Annotated in this window: 22 protein-coding genes, 1 tRNA gene and 1 pseudogene; 16 read left to right on the top strand and 8 right to left on the bottom strand. The window is 62.2% G+C overall.

Annotation, left to right across the window (positions count from 1 at the left end):
• The first annotated feature begins 32 nt into the window (after positions 1-32).
• The 3 genes from lptB (at position 33) to ptsN (ending at position 3,430) form a co-directional block, all read left to right on the top strand.
• Positions 33-1,202 (top strand): LPS export ABC transporter ATP-binding protein, encoded by a 1,170-nt coding sequence (gene lptB, locus RO009_05460; protein ID MDT3684473.1) that lies wholly within the window; start codon positions 33-35, stop codon positions 1,200-1,202.
• Between the two features lie 75 nt (positions 1,203-1,277).
• Positions 1,278-2,825, top strand: a complete 1,548-nt coding sequence (rpoN, locus tag RO009_05455) for an RNA polymerase factor sigma-54 (GenBank protein ID MDT3684472.1) — start codon at positions 1,278-1,280, stop codon at positions 2,823-2,825.
• A 143-nt stretch (positions 2,826-2,968) separates the two neighbouring features.
• Positions 2,969-3,430, top strand: a complete 462-nt coding sequence (gene ptsN, locus RO009_05450; GenBank protein MDT3684471.1) for a PTS IIA-like nitrogen regulatory protein PtsN — start codon at positions 2,969-2,971, stop codon at positions 3,428-3,430.
• A gap of 26 nt (positions 3,431-3,456) precedes the next feature.
• Here ptsN and RO009_05445 read toward each other — a convergent pair whose 3' ends face one another.
• The 3 genes from RO009_05445 to RO009_05435 form a co-directional block, all read right to left on the bottom strand.
• Positions 3,457-3,729 carry a DUF1150 domain-containing protein gene (locus tag RO009_05445; GenBank protein ID MDT3684470.1) on the bottom strand — a complete coding sequence of 91 codons (273 nt, stop codon included), beginning with the start codon at positions 3,727-3,729 and terminating at the stop codon, positions 3,457-3,459.
• A gap of 88 nt (positions 3,730-3,817) precedes the next feature.
• On the bottom strand, positions 3,818-4,081 hold the full coding sequence (locus tag RO009_05440) for a DUF1150 domain-containing protein (GenBank protein ID MDT3684469.1): 264 nt from the start codon (positions 4,079-4,081) through the stop codon (positions 3,818-3,820).
• A gap of 49 nt (positions 4,082-4,130) precedes the next feature.
• Positions 4,131-4,556, bottom strand: a complete 426-nt coding sequence (locus tag RO009_05435; GenBank protein MDT3684468.1) for an Hsp20 family protein — start codon at positions 4,554-4,556, stop codon at positions 4,131-4,133.
• A gap of 230 nt (positions 4,557-4,786) precedes the next feature.
• Here RO009_05435 and RO009_05430 point away from each other — a divergent pair, with 230 nt between their 5' ends.
• Positions 4,787-5,821: an enolase C-terminal domain-like protein gene (locus RO009_05430; GenBank protein MDT3684467.1), complete on the top strand. Its 1,035-nt coding sequence runs from the start codon at positions 4,787-4,789 to the stop codon at positions 5,819-5,821.
• 5 nt (positions 5,822-5,826) lie between these two features.
• Here the strand turns inward: RO009_05430 and ugpB are convergent, their stop codons facing one another.
• The 3 genes from ugpB to RO009_05415 form a co-directional block, all read right to left on the bottom strand.
• The gene (gene ugpB, locus RO009_05425) at positions 5,827-7,140 is read right to left on the bottom strand and encodes a sn-glycerol-3-phosphate ABC transporter substrate-binding protein UgpB (protein ID MDT3684466.1); all 1,314 of its coding nucleotides are present in this window, start codon (positions 7,138-7,140) and stop codon (positions 5,827-5,829) included.
• Between the two features lie 689 nt (positions 7,141-7,829).
• Positions 7,830-7,905, bottom strand: a tRNA-Ala gene (locus tag RO009_05420).
• A 67-nt stretch (positions 7,906-7,972) separates the two neighbouring features.
• A complete protein-coding gene (locus RO009_05415) occupies positions 7,973-8,383 on the bottom strand; it encodes a TIGR02300 family protein (GenBank protein ID MDT3684465.1) in 411 nt (136 codons plus the stop codon).
• Between the two features lie 184 nt (positions 8,384-8,567).
• On the opposite strand from RO009_05415, the gene aroA reads away from it, so the two are divergent.
• The 12 genes from aroA to RO009_05355 all read left to right on the top strand — a co-directional run bounded on the left by aroA (position 8,568) and on the right by RO009_05355 (position 20,452).
• Positions 8,568-9,905 (top strand): 3-phosphoshikimate 1-carboxyvinyltransferase, encoded by a 1,338-nt coding sequence (aroA, locus tag RO009_05410; protein MDT3684464.1) that lies wholly within the window; start codon positions 8,568-8,570, stop codon positions 9,903-9,905.
• Positions 9,902-10,540 carry a (d)CMP kinase gene (gene cmk / locus RO009_05405; protein ID MDT3684463.1) on the top strand — a complete coding sequence of 213 codons (639 nt, stop codon included), beginning with the start codon at positions 9,902-9,904 and terminating at the stop codon, positions 10,538-10,540. The genes aroA and cmk overlap by 4 nt, the downstream gene beginning before the upstream one ends.
• Before the next feature lie 199 nt (positions 10,541-10,739).
• Complete coding sequence (gene rpsA / locus RO009_05400) at positions 10,740-12,449, top strand: 30S ribosomal protein S1 (GenBank protein ID MDT3684462.1); 1,710 nt, start codon at positions 10,740-10,742, stop codon at positions 12,447-12,449.
• A 170-nt stretch (positions 12,450-12,619) separates the two neighbouring features.
• Entirely contained in the window at positions 12,620-13,612 is a 993-nt protein-coding gene (sppA, locus tag RO009_05395; GenBank protein MDT3684461.1) for a signal peptide peptidase SppA, read from the top strand.
• Positions 13,613-13,688: 76 nt separating this feature from the next.
• Positions 13,689-13,976, top strand: a complete 288-nt coding sequence (locus RO009_05390; GenBank protein ID MDT3684460.1) for an integration host factor subunit beta — start codon at positions 13,689-13,691, stop codon at positions 13,974-13,976.
• 63 nt (positions 13,977-14,039) lie between these two features.
• Positions 14,040-14,411, top strand: coding sequence for a LapA family protein (locus RO009_05385; protein ID MDT3684459.1), 372 nt, complete (start codon positions 14,040-14,042; stop codon positions 14,409-14,411).
• A gap of 5 nt (positions 14,412-14,416) precedes the next feature.
• A complete protein-coding gene (locus tag RO009_05380) occupies positions 14,417-15,373 on the top strand; it encodes an ornithine cyclodeaminase family protein (protein ID MDT3684458.1) in 957 nt (318 codons plus the stop codon).
• Positions 15,374-15,446: 73 nt separating this feature from the next.
• Positions 15,447-16,124 (top strand): phosphoribosylanthranilate isomerase, encoded by a 678-nt coding sequence (locus RO009_05375; protein ID MDT3684457.1) that lies wholly within the window; start codon positions 15,447-15,449, stop codon positions 16,122-16,124.
• A complete protein-coding gene (gene trpB / locus RO009_05370) occupies positions 16,121-17,335 on the top strand; it encodes a tryptophan synthase subunit beta (GenBank protein MDT3684456.1) in 1,215 nt (404 codons plus the stop codon). The genes RO009_05375 and trpB overlap by 4 nt, the downstream gene beginning before the upstream one ends.
• Positions 17,335-18,174: a tryptophan synthase subunit alpha gene (gene trpA, locus RO009_05365; protein MDT3684455.1), complete on the top strand. Its 840-nt coding sequence runs from the start codon at positions 17,335-17,337 to the stop codon at positions 18,172-18,174. Before trpB ends, trpA begins: the two co-directional genes overlap by 1 nt.
• A gap of 13 nt (positions 18,175-18,187) precedes the next feature.
• Entirely contained in the window at positions 18,188-19,102 is a 915-nt protein-coding gene (accD, locus tag RO009_05360) for an acetyl-CoA carboxylase, carboxyltransferase subunit beta (GenBank protein MDT3684454.1), read from the top strand.
• Positions 19,103-19,135: 33 nt separating this feature from the next.
• Positions 19,136-20,452, top strand: a complete 1,317-nt coding sequence (locus tag RO009_05355; GenBank protein MDT3684453.1) for a folylpolyglutamate synthase/dihydrofolate synthase family protein — start codon at positions 19,136-19,138, stop codon at positions 20,450-20,452.
• Here RO009_05355 and RO009_05350 read toward each other — a convergent pair.
• Both RO009_05350 and trxA read right to left on the bottom strand, forming a co-directional pair.
• Positions 20,453-21,451, bottom strand: a pseudogene (locus RO009_05350) (ATP-dependent DNA ligase).
• A gap of 122 nt (positions 21,452-21,573) precedes the next feature.
• The gene (trxA, locus tag RO009_05345; GenBank protein ID MDT3684452.1) at positions 21,574-21,894 is read right to left on the bottom strand and encodes a thioredoxin; all 321 of its coding nucleotides are present in this window, start codon (positions 21,892-21,894) and stop codon (positions 21,574-21,576) included.
• Between the last annotated feature and the right edge of the window lie 43 nt (positions 21,895-21,937).

Here is a 21,937-nt window from a genome sequence, read left to right as displayed (position 1 = left end):
GTGCCAGCGACCGTCAGCCTGAAGGGCCATGCGTGCTCGACATTCTTTCGCTGTTCCGACGCAAGCGTCGCGTCCCGCCGCGCCGGCGGAAATCCTCGTCGGGCAACTGGCGGCAGGAACTGGAAAAAATTGGCGGGCTCGTCGGCAACACCAAGGCGCCCGCCAGGGTGACCGACGTCATCCCGCGTTTCGAATCGCTGCCGCGCCACGATCCGCAACCTTACGAACCGCCGGCGCCGCGATTTGACTCGCCGCCGCTGGATGGGCACGCACCCTATGAGCCGTCTTATCCGGCAACCGAACAGCCATACAGTCCGGCGTCGCGCTATGAACCGCCCGCGCAATACGACCAGCCGCCCCAATACGATCCGCGTGTCGCCGAAACCCGCACGATAGCGGAGGCGCCAAAGCGCTTCGAACCTCCGCGCCCGGCATCTGAATCGCCGCGTCGCATCCCGGCGCCGCGCGCGCCCGTAAAGCAGGGCTATCTCGCGGCGCACGGCATCGAGAAAACTTTCGGCACCCGCAAGGTGGTGAAAGGCGCGAGCCTGTATGTTCGCCGCGGCGAGGCGGTCGGATTGCTTGGTCCGAACGGCGCTGGCAAGACCACGATATTCTACATGATCACCGGGCTGATCAAAGCCGATCGCGGCCGCATCGAACTCGATGGTCACGATGTCACGGGGCTGCCGATGTACCAGCGTGCCAGACTAGGCATCGGCTATCTGCCGCAGGAAGCCTCGATCTTCCGCGGCCTGAATGTGGAAGAAAATATCCGCGCGGTGCTGGAGGTGGTCGAACCCGACAAGAAGCGCCGGGAACGCGATCTCGACGCGCTGCTTGATGAATTCAACATCACGCGCCTGCGCAAATCGCCGTCGATTGCGCTGTCGGGCGGTGAGCGGCGCCGTGTGGAAATCGCACGCGCGCTGGCTAGCCGGCCGAGCTACATGCTGCTCGACGAGCCGTTTGCCGGCATCGACCCGATCGCGGTCGGCGATATCCAGCAGTTGGTGCATCATCTGAAGCAGCGCGGCATCGGCGTACTGATCACGGACCACAACGTGCGCGAGACGCTAGGGCTGACCGACCGCGCCTATATTATCTATTCCGGCGAGGTCCTGATGGAGGGACGGGCGGAAGACATCGTCAACAACCCGGACGTGCGCCGCCTGTATCTGGGTGAGGAATTCCGCCTCTGAATCGGATTTAACTTAAATCCGGCAGGCGGCCATTTTCCACATGCACAAATCGTGCCGGGGCGCTATGAACGGCCCATGGCACTGACTACCCGTCTCGAATTCCGCCAAAGCCAGGCGCTCGTGATGACGCCGCAGCTGATGCAGGCCATCAAGCTGCTGCAGCTCTCGAATCTCGATTTGGGGGCCTATGTCGAGGAAGAGCTTGAGAAAAACCCGCTGCTGGAGCGGGCCGCCGACGATGAGCCCTCGGTTCCGGAGGCTTTCTCCTTGGCGGACGGGGCCGGGGAAGCGCCTGAGAGCGGTTCAGAGGACCAGGGCCCCGGCGACTGGATGGAAGAAAGCCTGGCGGGCCGCGATGCCCTGGAAGACCGGCTTGGCACCCGGCTCGACAATGTGTTCCCGGAGGACGGGGACCAGGCGAATGCCTCCGCCCGCAATGACGATGTAGTGGCCGCCTATTCGGAATGGGCGAGCGTTGGCACCGGCGGCCGCGATGACAGTGAATACAGCCTTGAGGCGTTCGCTTCTGCCGAACGGACGCTAGCCGAACATCTCGCCGAGCAGCTCGCCCTGGCCGAGTCCGATCCGGCGCGGCGCATGATCGGTCAGCATCTGATCGATCTGGTGGACGAGGCGGGTTACCTGTCCGGCGATCTGGCGCAGGTTGCCGAAAAGCTCGGCACGCCGGAGGCAGAGGTCAAATCCGTTCTGTCGCTGTTGCAGACATTCGATCCTTCCGGCATCTGCGCGCGCAATCTCAGCGAATGCCTGGCGATCCAGCTGCAGGATCGCAACCGCTATGACCCGGCGATGCAGGCCTTGCTCGGCCGGCTCGATCTTCTGGCCAAGCGGGATTTGGCAACGCTGCGCAAGATCTGCGGCGTGAACGACGAGGATCTCGTCGACATGATCGCCGAGATCAAGCAACTCAACCCGAAGCCGGGTCTCGCATTTGGTTCCGCAACGATCCAGGCGATCGTTCCGGATGTGTATGTTCGGCAGATGCCGGACGGATCATTCGCGGTTGAGCTGAATTCTGACACGCTGCCGCGCATTCTCCTCAATCAGAGCTATCACGCACGGGTCTCCAAGACCGCCACGCCCGCCGACAAATCCTATCTGGCGCAGCAACTGCAATCCGCCACCTGGCTGATCCGCGCTCTCGATCAGCGCGCCCGCACAATTCTGAAAGTAGCGACCGAAATCGTGAAACAGCAGGATGCCTTCTTCGTTCATGGTGTTCAGCATCTGCGTCCGCTCAATCTCAAGACCGTGGCTGATGCGATCTCAATGCATGAATCGACGGTATCGCGCGTCACCGCGAACAAATACATGGCGACTAGCCGCGGGATCTTCGAGCTGAAGTATTTCTTCACCTCCGCCATCGCGTCGGCGGATGGCGGAGAGGCTCATTCGGCGGAAGCCGTCCGCCATCGAATCAAGCTGATGATCGATGCCGAAACCTCCGACAATATTTTGTCGGATGACACGATCGTGGAGAAACTTCGTGAGTCGGGAATCGATATCGCGCGCCGCACCGTCGCAAAATATCGCGAAGGCATGCGCATTGCGTCTTCTGTGCAGCGTCGCCGGGAGAAGCAGGGCGCCGCTTTGCCGCGATGAAACAAGGTTTTTTGCGGCGTGGGATCGCTCGAACACCCGTCATGACAGGTAAAAGCAGCCATTGACGCCGTGGCGGGCCGTCCTTATGGTCCGCCGCCTTCCAACCAATTCGCTACCACCGCAACGGACTCCCGGACCGTTTTATGCCGATCACTGATATCGTTGCCCAGGCCGCCGTCATTCCGGCGCTCAAGGTCAACGGCAAGAAGCAGGCGATACAGGAACTTGCTGCGCGCGCGGCCGAGCTTTCCGGCCTGAACGAGCGCGTGATTTTCGAAACGCTGCTGCAGCGCGAGAAGCTGGGCTCGACCGGGATTGGACACGGCATCGCCATCCCGCATGGCAAACTGGCGAAGCTTGAGCGTCTGTTCGGTTTGTTCGCGCGCCTCGACCGGCCGGTCGATTTCGAGTCGCTTGACGGGCAGCCGGTTGATCTCGTGTTTTTGCTGCTGGCGCCGGAAGGGGCTGGCGCCGATCATCTCAAGGCCTTGGCGCAGGTGGCGCGTCTGCTGCGCGATCCGGAGATCGCCAACAAGCTGCGTGAATCGCGCGACGCGGAAGCGCTTTATGCCGTGCTGACGATGACCCCCTCGACGACGGTCTGACCGTTTCAGAAATGATAGCTGCCTGTTCAGTGCAGGCTGACGGTTTCGAGCTTTTCGCTCGCCGCATTGGCGATCGCCGCCTCGCGGCTGTTCGTCACCAGGATTGGCGTGCCGTCGGCGGCATGCAGAACGAAAACCCTCTGTCCCGGAGCGAGAAAAGGCGCGTCAGGGCAGATGAACGCCACCTCTTCAGAACGCGCCATCTTAATATAGGCGATGCGCGCGCCGCCGAGGACGGCAAAATCCTTGTCACTGAGTTGCGGCCAATGGCCGCGCGACCTTGAGAGAAGTATGGGCATGGCACGACGCTCCTCATCCGTTCGTCGGACGAGGAGGTCGTTCCGTTCACACCGGAGGATGGAAAACTTTGCGCGGATATCGTCGCGCTTAATGCACACTCACGGTTTCGAGTTCGTGGCTCCATGCATTGGCGACGGCCGCTTCACGGCTGTCGGTCAGCATGATCGGCGTGCCGTCGGCAGCATGCAGCGCAAACAGCTGCATCCCGGGCTGCAGTTCGGGCGCCTGTGGAAACAGCTCATTCACTTCTTCGGAGCGAATGGGTTTCACATAGGCGATCTTGCCCCCGCCCAAGCTGGCAAAATCCTGCGGCGACATCGTCGGCTTCAAGATCAACGGTTCGTTGGTCATGGCCTTCTCCTTTTCCTCAACGCCCCCTTCAGACGTTCGTTCCGTTCAATCAATCGTGCGGTGTGATCGAGATTGTCCGCACAAGTCGTTCCGGCTGCGGCCGCGCCAGATCGATCGACAGCAGGCCGTGTTTCAGATCGGCGCCGAGCACCTCCATGCCGTCTGCCAGCACGAAAGTGCGCTGGAACTGGCGCGCCGCTATGCCGCGGTGGAGAAAATGCCGGCTCTTGTCCTCGACCTGGCGGCCGCGGATGACGAGTTGATTTTCTTCAACCGAGACATCGAGCTGGTCGAGGGTAAACCCCGCGACCGCGAGCGTGATCCGCAACCGTTCAGGGTTGCGCTCGTCGCGCGGCAGGCGCTCGATATTGTAAGGGGGGTAACCGTCGGAGGCCTTGGTGACGCGGTCGAGCGCCCGCTCGATCTCGTCAAAGCCCAACAAAAACGGACTCGATAACGATGGCACTCTGGACATCTCAAAGCCCTCGCAGAAAGCGACTTTGACAGGGCCCAATCAGGCACCCCCGGGCGCCCGGCAAACCTACCGAACGTCCGCCCCCAATATGGTAGAAGGACAGCGGTTATTCAAGGAATAGGCGGGCTCCCTCCAAGGGGGTGGCAAGAGAGCGATCGGGGGGACTGGCCATGCCCGGCCGTCAGCCGTTGACCATTCGTGCAATTCGAGCCTTGGGCGTGGAAGTGCCCATGACATTTCCGCTCGGCACCAGTCGTGGCGTCATCACCAAGGCGCCCCTTCTTCTCATCAGCCTTGAGACCGAAGAAGGTATCACGGGACATTCCTACGTGTGGTGCTATCTGCGGGAGGCGCTTCCTGCGGTCGCGAGCATCTTGCAGGCCGTACTGGCAACAGTGAAGGGCGACGCGCTCACGCCGGCCGAGCTGTCGAGCAAACTTGCGAGGCGGTTCGTTCTGATCGGCAACGAAGGCATCGTGCGGATGGCCACGGCCGGCTTCGACATGGCCGCCTGGGATGCACTGGCGCAATCAGCGGAATTGCCGCTGGCAACACTGCTCGGCTCCCGGCCCAGGCCGATCCCCGCCTACAATTCGAGCGGCCTTGGCCTGATGCCCGCCGACAAGCTCGCGGACGAGGCAGAGGCCCTGCTTGCCGGGGGATTTCGCGCCGTGAAGTTGCGGCTCGGTTATGCGACGCTGGCCGAAGATCTGGCGGCTGTACGCGCAGTCAAGGCACGCATTCCCGCCGATGTCTCGCTGCTCGTCGACTATAACCAGGCCTTGGACCTTGCCGAAGCGCAAGTGCGCTGCCGTGCTCTCGACGGTGAAGGCGTTGGATGGATTGAAGAACCAATCCGCCATGACAATTACACCGCCTATGCGACGCTTGCACGCGAACTTGATGTGCCGATCCAGATCGGTGAGAATTTCTCCGGCAGTCGTGCGATGCAGGCTGCACTCGATGCACAGGCTTGCGATTTCGTGATGCCGGATCTTGAGCGTATCGGCGGCGTCACCGGCTGGCAGCGTGCGGCAGCGCTCGCTGCGACATGGCAGATCGGGATGTCTTCGCATCTTTATCCGGAGATCAGCGCGCATCTGCTCGCGACCACGCCGACCTGTCATTTTCTCGAATATGTCGACTGGGCCAACAAGATTCTTGAACAGCCATTCGCAATCGAGAACGGTCACGTCCTGATCCCGGAGCGGCCTGGCAACGGCATGACATGGAACGTCGCTGCGGTCGAACGGTATCGAGTCTGAAACGGCTACCTCGCGCCTTTCTCAAACTGCCGCAGGATGATATTGCCGCGCCGCACCGCGTCGTCGAGGGCCGCCTCGGCCGATTTTTTGCCACTGAAAGCCTGTTCCAGCTCGTCCTGGATGATGTCCCGGATCACCACGAAGGAGCCGAGCCGCAGGCCCTTGGAATGCGCTGTCGGGGGATTGAGGGTGATTTGGCGGATGGAGATATCGGTGCCGGGGTTGCGGTCGTAGAACCCGTTTGTGCGCGTCAGTTCGTAGGCGGCCCGGGTGATGGGCAAATAGCCGGTCCATTGATGCCAACTGGCCTGGACATCGGCGCGCGACAGGAAGGCGAAAAATCGCGCCACGCCCTTGTATTCGGCTTCCGGCCGTCCTTTCAGCACCCACAGGCTGCCGCCGCCGATAATCGAGTTCTGCGGCGCGCCTTCCACATGCGGCCAATAGGGCAGCATGCCGTAGCCGATCTCGAATTTGGCGTTGGCGATGATGTCGGCGCGCGCGGCCGAGGAGCCGATCATGATGCCGCATTCGCTGCTGTGGAATTTCAGCTCGGCCTGATTGGTGCGCCCGCTGTAATCGAACAGCTTGGTTCTCTGCCATTCCGCCAGCGCGGCGATATGCGCGATGACCGCCGGGTTGTTGATCATCAGTTCGGTATTCAATCCGCCAAGACCATTGTCCCGCGTGGCGATCGGCAAATTGTGGAATGCGGAAAAATTCTCGACATTGGTCCACGACGGCCACGCTGTCGTGAACCCGCAGGGAATGTTTTTGGCACGCAGTGCCTGCGCCGCAGCTTCCACCTCGGGCCACGTCGCCGGCGCCTTGTCCGGATCAAGCCCGGCAAGACGGAATTGGTCCTTGTTGTAATAGAGAATCGGCGTTGACGAATTGAACGGGAATGACAGCAGGTTGCCGTTGACGTCCGAATAATAGCTGGTGATGGCCGGCAGGTAGGCGTTGCGATCGAAGATGACCCGCTCGTTCCGCATCAGCTCGAAAACCGGGTAGATCGAATCCTTGGCCGCCATCATGGTCGCGGTTGCGACTTCCGCGGCTTGGACGATCGCCGGATGCTGACGGGAGCGAACCGCGAACAACGCCGCCGTCATGGTCTCGGTATAGAGGCCCTTGTAGATCGGGACGACCCGGAAATCGGTCTGCGACGCATTGAAGTCGGCGGCGAGCCGGTCGACCTCGCGGCCGAGTTCGCCGGGCATCGCGTGCCACCACTGGATTTCGATTGCGGCAAAGGCCGGCGTCGCCGTTATCAGGAACAGCGCAGCGGCAGCCCCGCTCAGGCGTTTTCCCAGCATCCGACCCCCATACCAACCGCGTCTATCCTACCGCCAGTTGCCGCAAACGAGGATACCGAAAAGTGCGCCAACCGCATTGCGGAGCAATTGACCTACCGTAGGCGCTTTTGGCGTAGGCTCGTCCGGAGGCCGTTTTCACATGGCGTTCGAACTAAATGGCCTTGGCTTCAGAAAAAGCGGCATAGGTGACAAGCTGCCAAGGCTTGTATTTCGTCGTATGCGGCGAACGCCGCCGTTATGGACCCCAATTCGGACCCTAAGTCATCCGTCACCCGACGCAGGTCTGCGGGATGGTCAATGCTCTGAAGGAAAAGTAAACGGATTTCATCGGGATCGGAGCTGAGCCGATCTGGCCCGCCTTCGCCTCTACCGGCTGCTGCGTGCAACCCTTCGCGAAGTTTGTCTGCTTCTGAAGCCGCCCGCGAAGGTTGGCTTGCCAACCGGAGCCGCGAAGCGGCCGATCTGCCCGCCTTTGCCCTCCGGGCTGCTGCGGGTAACCTTCGCGAATGTTTGTCCGCTTCTGAAGCCGCCCGCGAAGGTTGGCTTGCCAACCCGAGCCGCGAAGCGGCCGATCTGCCCGCCTTACGGCGGGCGACCTTTGCCGCCGCACGAAATTTGTCTGTTTCTGAAGGTGTCCGCGAAGATTGGCTTGGTTAGCTTGCCAACCGCAGCTGCGAAGCGGCGAAGGTTGGTGGAGCCAGGCGGGATCGAACCGCCGACCTCTTGCATGCCATGCAAGCGCTCTCCCAGCTGAGCTATGGCCCCTAAAAATCCTATTCGCCGCGAAGCTTGGACATTCGCGGAGGCTGCGGCGACATCCGCAACCCCAATATCAACTCTCTTCTTCCTTCTCAATGCCGTCGCCGATGATGTCGGTCACGTCATCGTCGCCTTCCTCTTCGTCGGCGATGAAGGTCGCATCGTCCATTTCGTCGTCGTCTTCGACTTCGATATCGTCATCCGCGTCCGCCGCCTCGCTCATGGGCTTCTTCTTGCCCTGCGCTTCCGCGTCCGCATCTTCCAGCGAGACGAATTCTGCGGTCTCCGTATCGGCGGTTTCGAGCTCCTGCTCCTTCTCCGCCGCGGGAGCCTTGACCGCCTCGGGGCGGCCACGCGTGACAAGCGGCGCGACAGGGACGATCTCGCCTGTGTATGGAGAGATCACAGGATCCTTGTTCAGGTCGTAGAACTTGCGTCCGGTTGTCGGACAGACGCGTTTGGTGCCGAGCTCTGACTTTGCCACGGTCGGGTGATCCTCGGAGGCCTTCGGAAAATGAGGGGCTTCAATTGGCCGCTTGCAAAGCCCCTGTCAATAGCGCCCGCCACATGTTTTCGGCGACTCGCGCCATTGTGTGCCGGATGACGCCCAGCCGGGCCCCATGCTAGGAGGGCGCCCACATTTCCGGCTCCAACAGAGGATTAACCTTTTGAATCACGCGCAGGTTTCAACGCCCCTGACCGCCCGTCAATCGCAGGGATTGCAGGGCCGCGTGCGGGTGCCGGGCGACAAGTCGATCTCCCACAGGGCGCTGATTTTGGCCGCCATGACGGTGGGGACGACCAGGATCACCGGACTGCTGGAAGGTGCGGATGTTCTCAATACCGCTCAGGCCATGCGCGCATTGGGCGCCTGGGTAGATCGTGAAGATGAAGGCGTCTGGTCGGTCCAGGGGGTCGGGATAGGCGGTTTCCGGCAGCCAGAGGGCACGCTGGATCTCGGCAATTCCGGCACCGGTTGCCGTCTGGTCATGGGCGCGGTGGCGGGTTGCCCGATCACGGTGACCTTCGACGGGGACGCATCGCTGCGCAAGCGTCCGATGCGGCGTGTCCTCGATCCATTGGAGCGGATGGGCACACGCGCCGTGAACGTCGCCGATGGCGGTCGCCTCCCGCTCACCTTGCAGGGGGCGCGGGACGCCATTCCAATTGTCTATGAGCCGCCCGCGGCTTCTGCACAGTTGAAATCGGCGGTGCTGCTCGCAGGGCTGGCAGCGCCTGGTGAAACGGTCGTGATCGAGAAGGAGGCGACCCGTGATCACACCGAGCGCATGCTTACGCATTTCGGCGCGGCCATCGGGGTCGAGCCCTACGGCGCGCATGGCCGTAAGATCACGCTCAAGGGACAGCCAGAGCTGGCGCCGGCGCCGATCGCAGTTCCCGCTGACCCATCCTCTGCGGCGTTTCCGATCGTCGCTGCTTTGATCACGTCGGGTTCGGATGTGACTGTCGAAGGCGTGATGATGAATCCGCTGCGGACGGGTCTGTTCCAGACGCTCCGTGAAATGGGGGCCAGAATTGAAATTCTCGCCGCACGTCACGAAGGAGGTGAGGACGTCGCCGATCTCCGGATTCATTCCTCGCACTTGCACGGTGTGGAGGTTCCGGCGGCGCGAGCCCCATCCATGATCGATGAATATCCGATCCTGGCCGTCGCGGCCTCTTTCGCGCAGGGTGTGACGCGCATGCGCGGTCTTTCCGAATTGCGTGTGAAGGAATCCGATCGTCTCGCCGCGACCGCCGATATGTTGCGCATCAACGGCGTAGACGTCGCCATCGAAGGCGATGATCTTGTTGTGAACGGTCGTAGCCATGTGCCCGGAGGCGGCGTCGTTGCGACGCATATGGATCATCGTCTGGCGATGTCCGGCCTGATGATGGGATTGGCGAGTGAGCAGCCGGTTGGCGTCGATGATATGGGTTTTGTCGCCACGAGCTTTCCCGGTTTCGCCGACATGATGCGCGGCCTAGGCGCGGATCTGTCATGATCATTGCGATCGATGGCCCGGCGGCTTCCGGCAAGGGCACGCTCGCGAAGCGGCTGGCGGCGCATTACGGTTACAAACATCTCGACAGCGGATTGCTCTATCGTGGGGTCGCGAAAGCCGTGCTCGAGGCCGGCAAGCCAGCGGACGACAAGGCCGCAGCAATTGCCGCAGCCAAGGTCTTCGACCCCTTGCGCTATGATGAGAGCGTGCTGAAGGGCGACGAGGTCGCGAAGGCGGCCTCTCTGGTGGCCGCAATCCCCGAGGTGCGGGCCGAATTGGTCGCATTCCAGCGCAGCTTCGCGCAGTCGAAACCCGGTGCCCTGATAGACGGGCGCGACATCGGCACCGTGATCGCGCCCAGCGCGGACGTGAAAATCTTCGTGACCGCCAGCGCCGAGGAACGGGCCCGGCGCCGCGTCCTGGAGCTGCAGGGGCGGGGAGAAAGCCCGGATCTGGAGGCAGTTCTGGCTGATATCCACGCACGCGATGCCCGCGACATGGGCCGCGCCACGGCACCCTTGAAACAGGCACCCGATGCATACTTGCTCGATACCACCCATTTAGGTATAGACGCAGCCGTCCGAGCCGCCATCGACATTGTCGAGGCCGCTCGAGCGGGCCGAAGGCCGGCTTAACCGCCCTTCGCTGTTGGAGGATAGCCCGTCTCGCGCCGCCTCTTCCGGAGGCTTCGGCAACAAACCATCGTTCCGAACGAACGGCGTGAAGCGCCGATCCGCCTGCATGCAGGCGGCTGTCACTGGTCTTGCGGGGCCATTGGCCCGTGCGCTCGGAACGCCCTTTGTCCCACCCGGCGCACCGCACTCAGGAGATTTCATGGCCCAGGCTGCCACGCGTGAAGATTTTGCTGCGATGCTCGAAGAGTCCTTTACTTCGGGAAACCTGCAGGAAGGCTCGGTCATCAAGGGGACCGTTGTCGGCATCGAGAAGGACGTCGCCATTATCGACGTCGGACTGAAGACCGAAGGGCGCGTGGCGCTCCGTGAATTCACCGGCCCCGGACGCGGAACCGAAATCAAGGTTGGCGACGAAGTCGAGGTTTACCTGGAGCGCGTCGAGAATGCGCTCGGTGAAGCCGTCCTGTCGCGCGACAAGGCCCGCCGCGAAGAAAGCTGGGGCAAGCTCGAGCAGGCCTTTAAGAGCAACGAGAAGGTCAATGGCGTCATCTTCAATCAGGTCAAGGGCGGCTTCACCGTCGACCTCGACGGTGCCGTCGCCTTCCTGCCGCGCTCGCAGGTCGATATCCGCCCGATCCGCGACGTCACCCCGCTGATGAACGCGCCGCAGCCGTTCCAGATTCTCAAGATGGATCGCCGTCGCGGCAATATCGTCGTCTCCCGCCGCACCGTGTTGGAAGAGACGCGCGCCGAGCAGCGTCAGGAGTTGGTGCAGAATCTCGAAGAAGGTCAGGTGATCGACGGCGTGGTCAAGAACATCACTGATTACGGTGCGTTCGTTGATCTCGGCGGCATCGACGGCCTGCTGCATGTCACCGACATTGCTTGGCGCCGCGTGAATCACCCGACCGAAGTGCTCAATATCGGCCAGTCGGTGAAGGTGAAGATCATCAAGATCAACCACGAGACGCACCGCATATCGCTTGGCATGAAGCAACTGCTCGACGATCCGTGGCAGGGCATCGAGGCGAAGTATCCGGTCCATGCCAAGTTCAAGGGTCGCGTGACCAACATTACCGACTATGGCGCCTTCGTCGAACTGGAACCGGGCATCGAGGGCCTGATCCACGTTTCCGAAATGTCCTGGACCAAGAAGAACGTGCATCCAGGCAAAATCGTCTCGACCTCGCAGGAAGTGGAAGTTCAGATCCTCGAAGTCGATCCGGTCAAGCGCCGCATCTCGCTCGGTCTGAAGCAGACCATGCGCAATCCGTGGGAAGTGTTCGTCGAGAAATATCCTCCCGGCTCGATCGTGGAAGGCGAAGTCAAGAACAAGACCGAATTCGGCCTGTTCCTCGGCCTCGACGGCGACGTGGACGGCATGGTCCATCTCTCCGATCTCGACTGGAAGCGTCCGGGCGAGCAGGTAATCGAGGAATACAAGAAGGGCGACATGGTGAAGGCGACCGTTCTCGACGTCGATGTCGAGAAGGAGCGCATCTCGCTCGGCATCAAGCAGCTTGCGGGCGACCCGATGGAAGAGGGCGCCGCCGGCGAACTCAAGAAGGGCGACGTCGTGACCTGCGAAGTGATCGACGTGAAGGAAGGCGGCCTCGACGTGAAGATCGTCGGCACCGATCTCGAGACCTTCATCCGCCGTGCCGATCTCGCCCGCGATCGCGGCGATCAGCGCTCGGAGCGCTTCCAGGTGGGCCAGAAGGTCGACGCCCGCGTCACCCAGTTCGATCGCAAGAGCCGCAAGGTCTCTGTCTCGATCAAGGCGCTGGAAGTGCAGGAAGAGAAGGAAGCCATCGCGCAATACGGCTCCTCAGATTCCGGGGCGACGCTCGGCGACATTCTCGGCACCGCGCTCAAGCGCGCCACCGAGGACAAGGAGAAAGCCGAGTAAGCGCCTCCGGCAACAGCATTGCCTGCTTCGGACCCCCGGGATGACCATTCCGGGGGTCCAATTTTTGTCGCTTCAATTTGTCTAAAGTCCTTGGCAGCCGGTTGCCGCCGCCGTCATGCGGCTGGTGTAGACTGAAAGATCATCGATTCACAGGAAAGGAGCGAGACACCATGTCGCTCAACCAATCATCGCTCGACGCCGACCAGATCGTGGATCGCCGTCGCATGCGGCGCAAGCTGACCTTCTGGCGCGTCGTGGCCGTCCTGGCGCTGGTGCTGGCCGTGGGCGGCATGGCTTACGTGTCGCAGCGCGCCCCGCTGAGCAGCATTACGGCGGGATCGATCGCCCGAATCAAGATTACCGGCCTCATCCGCGGCAATCAGGACCGCGTGGAGGCGTTGGATCGGCTTGGCCGCTCGTCGGCGCGCGCAGTGATCGTGCATGTCGACAGTCCTGGCGGCACCACCGCCGGCGCCGAGCAATTGCATGATGCGCTGGTGGCGCTGAAGGCCAAGAAGCCGATGGTCGTAGTGGTTGACGGCCTCGCGGCGTCCGGCGGCTATATCGCAGCGCTAGCCTCCGACCACATCATCGCGCAAAGCTCATCACTGGTCGGCTCCATCGGCGTGCTGGTGCAATATCCGAATTTCACCGATCTTCTGAAAACCGTCGGTGTGAAGGTCGAGGACGTAAAATCGTCCCCGCTCAAGGCTGCGCCCAATGGTTTCGAGCCCACCAGTCCCGAGGCGCGCGCCGCTCTCGCCGCCATTGTCATGGATTCCTATGAATGGTTCCGTGGACTCGTGCGTAATAGCCGCAAGCTCGATGGTCCGGCTCTGGAACGCGTGACCGATGGCCGTGTTTTTACCGGCCGCCAAGCGCTCGAATTGCGGCTGATCGACGAGCTGGGCAACGAAAAGACGGCTCTGGCTTGGTTGGAGCGGGAGAAGGGCATCCGCGCTACGACACCGGTCCGCGATTACCGGCTGAGCCCGCGCTTTTCCGACTTCTCCTTCCTGCATCTCGCGACGGTATCACTGCTCGATATGGCAGGCCTGAACGGCCTTGCGCGCCGCATCGAGGAGAGCGCGGCATTCGCTGCGGTTGAGCGACTCAACCTTGACGGTCTGCTGGCCCTTTGGCACCCTTCAATGGGGAACTGAGCGGCGGAGGACCAGCTGTAATAGCAGCCGGCGTCCGCCGATACGAAGTCGAACAACCGACAGGCGGGCGGCGAAGATGATCAAATCCGAACTCGTGGCGCATATAGCCGCACAGAATCCACATCTGTATCAGCGCGACGTGGAGAACATCGTCAACGCCATCCTCAATGAAATTACCGCCGCGCTGGCGCGGGGGGACCGGGTCGAGTTGCGTGGCTTCGGCGCCTTCTCGGTCAAGCACCGGCCGGCGCGTACCGGCCGCAATCCTCGCACCGGAGAGCATGTTTCGGTCGAGAAGAAATCGGTGCCCTTTTTCAAGACCGGCAAGGAAATGCGCGAGCGGCTGAACCGCGAAGGCGCGTAGAACTCGGATATTGCAGTTTGCAAGCTTAGTATCGTCATGTCCGGGCATGACGGAGGAGTTATCATGGCCCGCAAATTGGTGATCTGGCTGGTGCTGGTGCCGCTGGCGATCGTCATTCTGATGTTTGCGGTCGCCAATCGCCAGTTGGTCACGGTTTCCTTTGATCCGTTCGATACGGTACAGCCGGCCGCGTCGTTGACATTGCCGCTTTTCGTTCTGGTCTTCATCCTCGTTCTGCTCGGCGTGATCATCGGCGGTATCGCTGCATGGATGCGGCAATCTCGGTATCGCCGTGCCGCGCGTGTGCTGGAAGGCGATGTGGCCGGATTGCGCCGCGAGGTCGCTTTGCTCAATGACCGACTCGCCGCCATGCAGCCGGAAGGGCCGGCATCAAACGATACGGCACGGCTGAGCTATCATCAGCCGCGAAATTGACCGGCATGCGCATCGTCACCGCCGACGATATCGCCAATGTTCTGACCTACGGCGCGCTTGTCGACGCGCTCGCCGAAGCGTTCCGCTCCGACATCGGCCTGCCGGTGCGGCATCACCACACCATTCCGCAGCCTGGTCGCGACGCGACTTTGCTCCTGATGCCGGCATGGGCCGTTGCTGGACGCGCAGAAGGCGATCGCTATCTCGGCTGCAAGCTTGTCACAATTTTCCCGGACAATGTGCAACAGAATCGCCCCTCCCTGTACGGCGAATATCTGCTGATGTCGGGCGAAACCGGCGAGCCTCTGGCGCTGATCGACGGGCCCGCGCTGACGGCCTGGCGCACGGCAGCCGCCTCTGCGCTCGCATCGCGGTTTCTCTCGCGGGAAGATTCCTCGCATCTTGTGATGATAGGCGCTGGCACCCTGGCGCCGCATCTGGTGCGCGCGCATTGCAGCGTGCGTCCGCTGAAGCGGGTGACGGTCTGGAACCGGACCAAGGCGAAGGCGATCTCGATGGCATTCGGCCTGGCTGTCACCGGTATCGAAACCGAAGTCACGGACGATCTGGAGGAAGCAGTGCGCGAAGCGGACATCGTGTCCTGCGCGACCTTGTCCGTCGCGCCGGTGATCAAGGGTGCCTGGCTGAAGAAAGGCGCGCATGTCGATCTGGTCGGCGGCTTCACCCCGAAAATGCGGGAGGCCGACGATCAGGCGGTCAAACGGGCGCGCGTTTATGTCGACACACGGGCCGGCGCCACCAAGGAAGCAGGCGACATCGTGGTTCCGCTCAGGAAAAAGGTGATCGCCCGCACGGACATCAAAGGTGATCTGTTCGAGCTCTGCCGTGGCAAGGCCAAAAGCCGCACCTCGGCCTCCCAGATCACCCTGTTCAAGTCGGTCGGCACCGCCATCGAGGATCTGGCTGCAGCCATGCTGGTGTGGAAGGGCTTAAGGTCTTGAGGGCAGACAAGGGGGCCAGGAGAGGGTAGAACCCGCCCCCGAAGGCAGGGCTGAGGCCCTCAAGGACCCCTGAATGGCGCTTTTGGTCAAGATTTGCGGGCTGAAGACCCCCGATGCGCTCGACGCCGCCCTGGAGGCGGGCGCCGACCTTGTGGGCTTCGTATTTTTTGAGCCGTCGCCCCGGCATGTCGGCTATGACGCCGCCCGCGCCCTTGGCGCCCGGGTGCAGGGTCGGGCTGGCAAGGTCGCGCTCACGGTTGACGCCGACGATGAAACGTTTGAGCGCATTGTGGCTGTGCTCCAGCCGGACGTGCTTCAGCTGCATGGCCAGGAGAGCCCGGAACAGGTGAGGGTGCTGAAGAAGAAATTCGATCTGCCTGTGATGAAGGCGATCCCGGTCGAGACCGCCGATGATCTTGCCGCCGTCGCCGCCTACAGCAAGATCGCCGATCGCCTGCTCTTCGATGCGCGCGCGCCGCGCGAGGCGACGCGGCCGGGCGGACTCGGCAAGTCCTTCGACTGGACGTTGCTGAAGGATATTGATCCGGGGATTCCCTATATGCTGTCGGGCGGGCTCGATGCGGATAACGTGGCGGAAGCCCTGCGCATCACCCATGCGCCCGGCGTCGATGTGTCGTCCGGCGTCGAGCGTGCGCCGGGCGAGAAGGATCCCGACAAGATCAGGGCGTTCGTGCGCGCGGCGCGGGCCGCAGAGCCGGCCGAGAATTCGAAAGTTGCGAGTGGAGTATGACGATCCAGCAACCCAACACCTTCCGCTCTGGTCCCGACGAGCGCGGGCATTTCGGCATCTATGGTGGACGCTTCGTCGCCGAGACGCTGATGCCGCTTATTCTCGATCTCGAGAAGGCTTACGCCGAAGCGAAGGAGGATCCGGCCTTCAAGGCGGAGATGGATGCTTATCTGAAGAATTATATCGGGCGGCCATCGCCGCTTTATTTTGCAGAGCGGCTGACCGGACATCTTGGCGGCGCCAAAATCTATTTCAAGCGCGAGGATCTCAACCACACCGGCGCGCACAAGGTGAACAACGTGCTCGGCCAGATCATGCTGGCGCGACGCATGGGCAAGAAGCGCATCATCGCCGAGACCGGCGCTGGGATGCACGGTGTCGCCACCGCGACGCTCTGCGCGAAATTTGGTCTGGAATGCATCGTCTATATGGGCGCGGTCGACGTGGCCCGACAGGAGCCGAATGTGCTGCGCATGCGCGCGCTCGGCGCCACCGTGCGGCCGGTGACCGCCGGCGCGAAGACGCTGAAAGACGCGATGAATGAAGCACTCCGCGATTGGGTCACGAATGTCGAGACGACCTTCTACTGCATTGGCACCGTCGCCGGTCCGCATCCTTATCCGATGATGGTGCGCGACTTCCAGTCGGTGATCGGCGACGAAACGCGCGCGCAGATGCACGAGGCGGAAGGGCGGCTGCCGGATTCGCTGATCGCCTGCATCGGCGGCGGATCCAACGCGATGGGCTTGTTTCATCCCTTTCTTGATGATCGCAGTGTCGAGATTTACGGCGTGGAGGCGGCGGGCCACGGCCTCGACAAGCAGCACGCTGCGTCGATCGCGGGCGGCCGCCCGGGGGTTCTGCACGGCAACCGTACGTATCTATTGATGGATGCGGATGGACAGATCATGGAAGCCCATTCGATCTCGGCCGGCCTCGATTATCCGGGCATCGGCCCCGAGCATGCCTGGCTGAGCGATGTCGGTCGCGTGAAATTCCTGTCGGCGACTGATGACGAAGCCTTGGCTGCTTTCAAGCTGGTGTCGCGCCTCGAAGGCATCATTCCTGCGCTCGAGCCCTCGCACGCGGTGGCCAAGGTGATGGAGATCGCGCCGAAGAAGCCGAAGGATCATTTGATGGTGGTCAACATGTCCGGCCGCGGCGACAAGGACCTCGCCTCCGTTGCGCAGCATCTCGGAGGCACGTTCTGATGACCACCCGCATCGACAAACGATTTGCCGCGCTGAAAGCGGAAGGTCGCGCCGGGCTCGTCACTTTCCTGATGGCCGGCGATCCCGATCACGAAACGTCGCTCGCGATCATCGCGGCTTTGCCGAAAGCCGGTGCCGATCTGATCGAGATCGGCATGCCCTTCACCGATCCCATGGCGGACGGTCCGGCGATCCAGGCCGCGGGTCTGCGCGCGCTGCAGAGCGGCGAAACGCTGACCAAGACGATCGATCTCGTCCGTCGGTTCCGAAAGGGCGATAGCGATACGCCGATCGTGCTGATGGGCTATTACAATCCGATTTACATCTACGGCGTTGACCGTTTCCTCACCGACGCGAAGGCGGCCGGCGTCGATGGCTTGATTGTCGTCGATCTGCCGCCGGAGGAGGATGTGGAACTGTGCCTGCCGGCGATGAAGGCCGGCGTGAACTTCATCCGTCTCGCGACGCCGACGACCGACGACAAGCGCCTGCCGGCCGTGCTCGCGAACACGTCGGGCTTTGTCTATTATGTCTCCATTACCGGCATCACCGGTTCGGCAGCACCGGATACGGCGCGTGTCGCGCAGGCGGTGGCGCGCATCAAGCGGCATACCGACCTTCCTGTCGCGGTGGGCTTCGGCGTCAGGGATGCCGCGCGTGCCCGCGCCATTGCGGAAGCGGCCGACGCCGTCGTCGTCGGCTCCGCGCTGGTCGATGTCTTGGCGCAGAGCCTCGACAAGGATGGTAAAGCCAAAAAAAAGACCGTCGCGGCGGTCACTGACCTCGTTGCCTCGCTTGCCAAAGGCGTGCGCTCGGCCGGGCGCGTTGCCGCCGAGTAACAAAGGCTGAATCATGAACTGGATCTCGAACGTCGTCCGCCCGAAAATCCGCTCATTTCTGAACAGGCGCGAGACGCCGGAAAATCTCTGGATCAAATGCCCGGAGAGCGGGCAGCTTGTCTTCTACAAGGACGTTGAGTCGAACCAGTTCGTCATTCCCGGCTCGAACTATCATATGCGCATGAGCGCCACCGCGCGCCTGAAGACGATGTTCGACGGCGAGACCTGGCTTGATATCGGCATACCCGAAGTGCAGATCGACCCGCTCAAATTCCGCGACCAGCGCCGTTACACCGATCGCCTGAAGGATGCGCGAACAAGGACCGGTTTGAACGACGCCATCAAGCTTGGGGTCGGTAAGCTGGACGGTTTGCCTGTCGTGATCGGCGTGCAGGATTTCGATTTCATGGGCGGCTCGCTCGGCATGGCAGCGGGCGAGGCAGTGGTGAAGGGATTGCAGACCGCCGCCGAGCGCGGCACGCCTTTCATCATGTTTGCCGCCTCCGGCGGCGCGCGCATGCAGGAAGGCATCCTGTCGCTGATGCAATTGCCGCGCACGACGGTTGCGGTTGAAATCCTGCGCGAAGCGGGCAAGCCTTACATCGTTGTGCTGACGAATCCGACCACCGGCGGTGTCACCGCCTCCTACGCGATGCTGGGGGACGTGCATATCGCCGAACCGGGTGCATTGGTTGGCTTTGCCGGCCCGCGCGTGATCGAGCAGACCATCCGCGAAAAACTGCCGCCTGGATTCCAGCGCGCCGAGTATCTGAAGGAGCACGGCATGGTAGATATGGTCGTGCACCGGCATGAGTTGCGCAAGACGCTCGCCAATCTGTGCCATCTGCTGACCAAGGCGCCGGCGATCGCCGCAAAGTCGGAGCGGCCGGAATTGCCGTCGCCGGAGGGCGTGCCGGCGAGCGCTTGATTTCAGCCGTCAGCCGATAGCACCCTGTCAGCCATGACCCCGCTTGATGCGACCCTGCAGCGGCTGTTGACGCTGCATCCCAAGCTGATCGACCTGTCGCTTGACCGGATGTGGCGCATTCTGGACAGGCTCGGTCACCCCGAACGCAAACTGCCGCCGGTCATCCATGTGGCCGGCACCAACGGCAAGGGATCGACCGTTGCCTTCATGCGCGCCATGCTGGAAGCTGGCGGACAGCGCGTGCATGTCTACACCTCGCCGCACCTCGTGCGCTTCAATGAACGCATCCGGCTGGCAGCGCCATCGGGCGGCCGCCGTGTCGACGACGCGACCCTTGACGAGGCGTTGACCGAATGCGAGCGCGCCAATGCCGGGGAGACCATCACCTTTTTCGAAATCACGACGGCCGCGGCCTTGCTGTTGTTTTCGCGGCATTCGGCCGACGTCCTGCTTCTCGAAGTCGGTCTCGGCGGTCGCCTCGATTCCACCAACGTCATCGCGCATCCGCGCGTGAGCACGATCACCCCGGTTTCGCTGGATCATGCGGATCATCTTGGCGACACGGTAGAAAAGATCGCGGCTGAGAAGGCGGGTATTATTAAGCGCGGGGCACCGGTGGTCGTCGCGCCGCAAGCCGACGATGCATTTCGTGTTATCGAACGGCAGGCGGCGAGGCTGCGCGCGCCGATTCATGCCTGCGGCCAATCCTGGATGACCAGTGAAGAGCATGGCCGCCTCGTCTATCAGGACGAGGATGGGTTGCTCGACCTGCCGCCGCCGAAATTGGCGGGCCGGCATCAATTCGTGAATGCCGGCACTGCAATCGCGAGCTTGCGGGTGGCGGGCTTCAAGCTGCCGGCGTCAGCTTACGAAACAGGTCTGCTGAAAGCGGAGTGGCCCGCGCGCATGCAGCGTCTGACGCAAGGCAAATTGTTGCCGCTTGCGCCGGCGGGCAGCGAAATCTGGCTCGACGGCGGACACAATCCTGACGGCGGCCGGGCGGTCGCTGCCACTCTTGCCGACATCGAGGAGCGCGTGCCGCGTCCGTTGGTGCTGGTTGTCGGCATGCTGATGACCAAGGACTTTGCCGGATATCTGCGCAATTTTTCCGGCCTGGCGCGTCATCTGTTCGCGGTGCCCATCCCCAAGGCGGACAAGCCGTTGCCGCCCGAGGTGATCGCACAGACGGCGCGTGACATCGGTCTGGCAGCTGAGACGGCGCCCGATATCAAGACCGCGCTGGCGGCGGTCGCAAAGTTGCAGTTGCCGATGCCGCCGCGCATCCTGATCTGCGGGTCGCTCTATCTGGCAGGCGATGTTCTGGCTCTCAACGAGACGCCGCCGGAATGATCACGTGAGCAGCCGCATCAGGTTCGTTTGTTTCTGTTGCACCTGATCCATCGTGCATTGGCGCGGCGCCTTGTCCGGCCGCCAGCGCATCAGCGCGGTGCCGTGGCGAAACCTCCCGCCGCCGAAACGGTCGTAACAGACTTCAACAACAAGCCTGGGTTTGAGCGGCTGCCATTGCGCCGAACGTTTGGTCGACCAGCGGCTGGGCCCGCCCGGTTTGTTGCCAGTGAAGCCTGGTGGAGAGATCAGCGCCTCAAGGCGCCGGGTGAGATCAGGTTTGTCGGCCGCCTTCAGCGCCGACGTGAAGCCGACGTGATGCAGCAGGCGGTCATCGTCATAAAGGCCAAGCAGCAAGGAGCCGACGGTCTTCTTGCCTTCGTTGTAGCGAACCCGCCCACCACACAATCGGCGCTGCGGTAATTCTTGATTTTCTGCATGCCCGTTCGCTCGACCGAGCGATAGGACAGGCTGCGTTGCTTGGCGATGATGCCGTCCAGGGCGGTGCCGACACGCTTGAGCCATGATTTGGCGTCCGAGAGTTTTGTCGTTGCAGGAGATAGCCGGAATGTTCCGCCGGCAGGGAAATTGGCGCGTGCGAATTTTTCCAGAGCCGCGCGGCGAATCTCAAGGGTAGCCGGAATGAGGCTGATCTTCCTGGCGTCGACAAGCAGATCGAATGCGATGAACAAAGCGGGCGTTTCTTCGGCGAGGCGTTGAATCCGGCTGGCGGCAGGATGAATACGCTGCAGTAAATGATCGAATGAGAATCCTTTGCCTTGCGGCACGACGATCTCCCCATCGAGCACAAAACTCTTTGGTGACAGCCCGAGGGCGCCTTCCACAATCTCCGGAAAATAGCGGGTCAGCGGCCGCCCGGACTTGGATTGCAGCGTGACCCGCGCGCCCTCACGAAAGAGCAGGCAGCGAAAGCCGTCCCATTTTCGGCTCATACTGCCATTCCGGACCGAGCGGCGCTTCGTCCACCGACAAGGCTTCCATGGGTGGAAAGGGCGACCTGATCGGGAGGGTCATTCAAGCACCGTGGATTGCTGCCCTCCCTCAACGCCAACGGCCGGCTTTTGAGCCGGCCGTTATCAAATTTCTTCGTGTCTGCAGACGGCTCAAACCGCGGCAGTGATCCACTGCTCCAGCTTCGCCTTGGGCGCGGCGCCGACCTGACGCGAGGCGAGTTCGCCGTTTTTGAAGATCATCAGCGTCGGGATCGACATGATGCCGTATTTCTGCGCGACCGCGGGATTCTCGTCGACATTGAGTTTGACGATCTTCACCTTCTCGCCCATCGCGCCCTGAATTTCCTCAAGCGCGGGCGCGATCATGCGGCAGGGGCCGCACCATTCCGCCCAGAAATCCACCACAACGGGGCCGCTGGCCTTCAGGACCTGGCTCTCGAAATCCGCATCTGTCACTTTCCCAACGGCCATCTAAGCACCTCTCGAATCGGGGGAAACACTCGGAATATCTGGA

Origin of the sequence: Pseudorhodoplanes sp. (genome assembly GCA_032027085.1) — a bacterium.
In the GTDB taxonomy this organism is placed as follows: domain Bacteria; phylum Pseudomonadota; class Alphaproteobacteria; order Rhizobiales; family Xanthobacteraceae; genus Pseudorhodoplanes.
Note: the sequence above shows the minus strand (reverse complement) of the source record. Positions and strands in the feature narration are given on the sequence as shown.

Coding starts and splice junctions, on each gene's coding strand:
- rpoN (MDT3684472.1), top strand. CDS start 1,278: ATGGCACTGACTACCCGTCTCGAATTCCGCCAAAGCCAGGCGCTCGTG.
- ptsN (MDT3684471.1), top strand. CDS start 2,969: ATGCCGATCACTGATATCGTTGCCCAGGCCGCCGTCATTCCGGCGCTC.
- RO009_05445 (MDT3684470.1), bottom strand. CDS start 3,729: ATGCCCATACTTCTCTCAAGGTCGCGCGGCCATTGGCCGCAACTCAGT.
- RO009_05440 (MDT3684469.1), bottom strand. CDS start 4,081: ATGACCAACGAACCGTTGATCTTGAAGCCGACGATGTCGCCGCAGGAT.
- RO009_05435 (MDT3684468.1), bottom strand. CDS start 4,556: ATGTCCAGAGTGCCATCGTTATCGAGTCCGTTTTTGTTGGGCTTTGAC.
- RO009_05430 (MDT3684467.1), top strand. CDS start 4,787: ATGACATTTCCGCTCGGCACCAGTCGTGGCGTCATCACCAAGGCGCCC.
- ugpB (MDT3684466.1), bottom strand. CDS start 7,140: ATGCTGGGAAAACGCCTGAGCGGGGCTGCCGCTGCGCTGTTCCTGATA.
- cmk (MDT3684463.1), top strand. CDS start 9,902: ATGATCATTGCGATCGATGGCCCGGCGGCTTCCGGCAAGGGCACGCTC.
- rpsA (MDT3684462.1), top strand. CDS start 10,740: ATGGCCCAGGCTGCCACGCGTGAAGATTTTGCTGCGATGCTCGAAGAG.
- sppA (MDT3684461.1), top strand. CDS start 12,620: ATGTCGCTCAACCAATCATCGCTCGACGCCGACCAGATCGTGGATCGC.
- RO009_05390 (MDT3684460.1), top strand. CDS start 13,689: ATGATCAAATCCGAACTCGTGGCGCATATAGCCGCACAGAATCCACAT.
- RO009_05385 (MDT3684459.1), top strand. CDS start 14,040: ATGGCCCGCAAATTGGTGATCTGGCTGGTGCTGGTGCCGCTGGCGATC.
- RO009_05380 (MDT3684458.1), top strand. CDS start 14,417: ATGCGCATCGTCACCGCCGACGATATCGCCAATGTTCTGACCTACGGC.
- RO009_05375 (MDT3684457.1), top strand. CDS start 15,447: ATGGCGCTTTTGGTCAAGATTTGCGGGCTGAAGACCCCCGATGCGCTC.
- trpB (MDT3684456.1), top strand. CDS start 16,121: ATGACGATCCAGCAACCCAACACCTTCCGCTCTGGTCCCGACGAGCGC.
- trpA (MDT3684455.1), top strand. CDS start 17,335: ATGACCACCCGCATCGACAAACGATTTGCCGCGCTGAAAGCGGAAGGT.
- accD (MDT3684454.1), top strand. CDS start 18,188: ATGAACTGGATCTCGAACGTCGTCCGCCCGAAAATCCGCTCATTTCTG.
- RO009_05355 (MDT3684453.1), top strand. CDS start 19,136: ATGACCCCGCTTGATGCGACCCTGCAGCGGCTGTTGACGCTGCATCCC.
- trxA (MDT3684452.1), bottom strand. CDS start 21,894: ATGGCCGTTGGGAAAGTGACAGATGCGGATTTCGAGAGCCAGGTCCTG.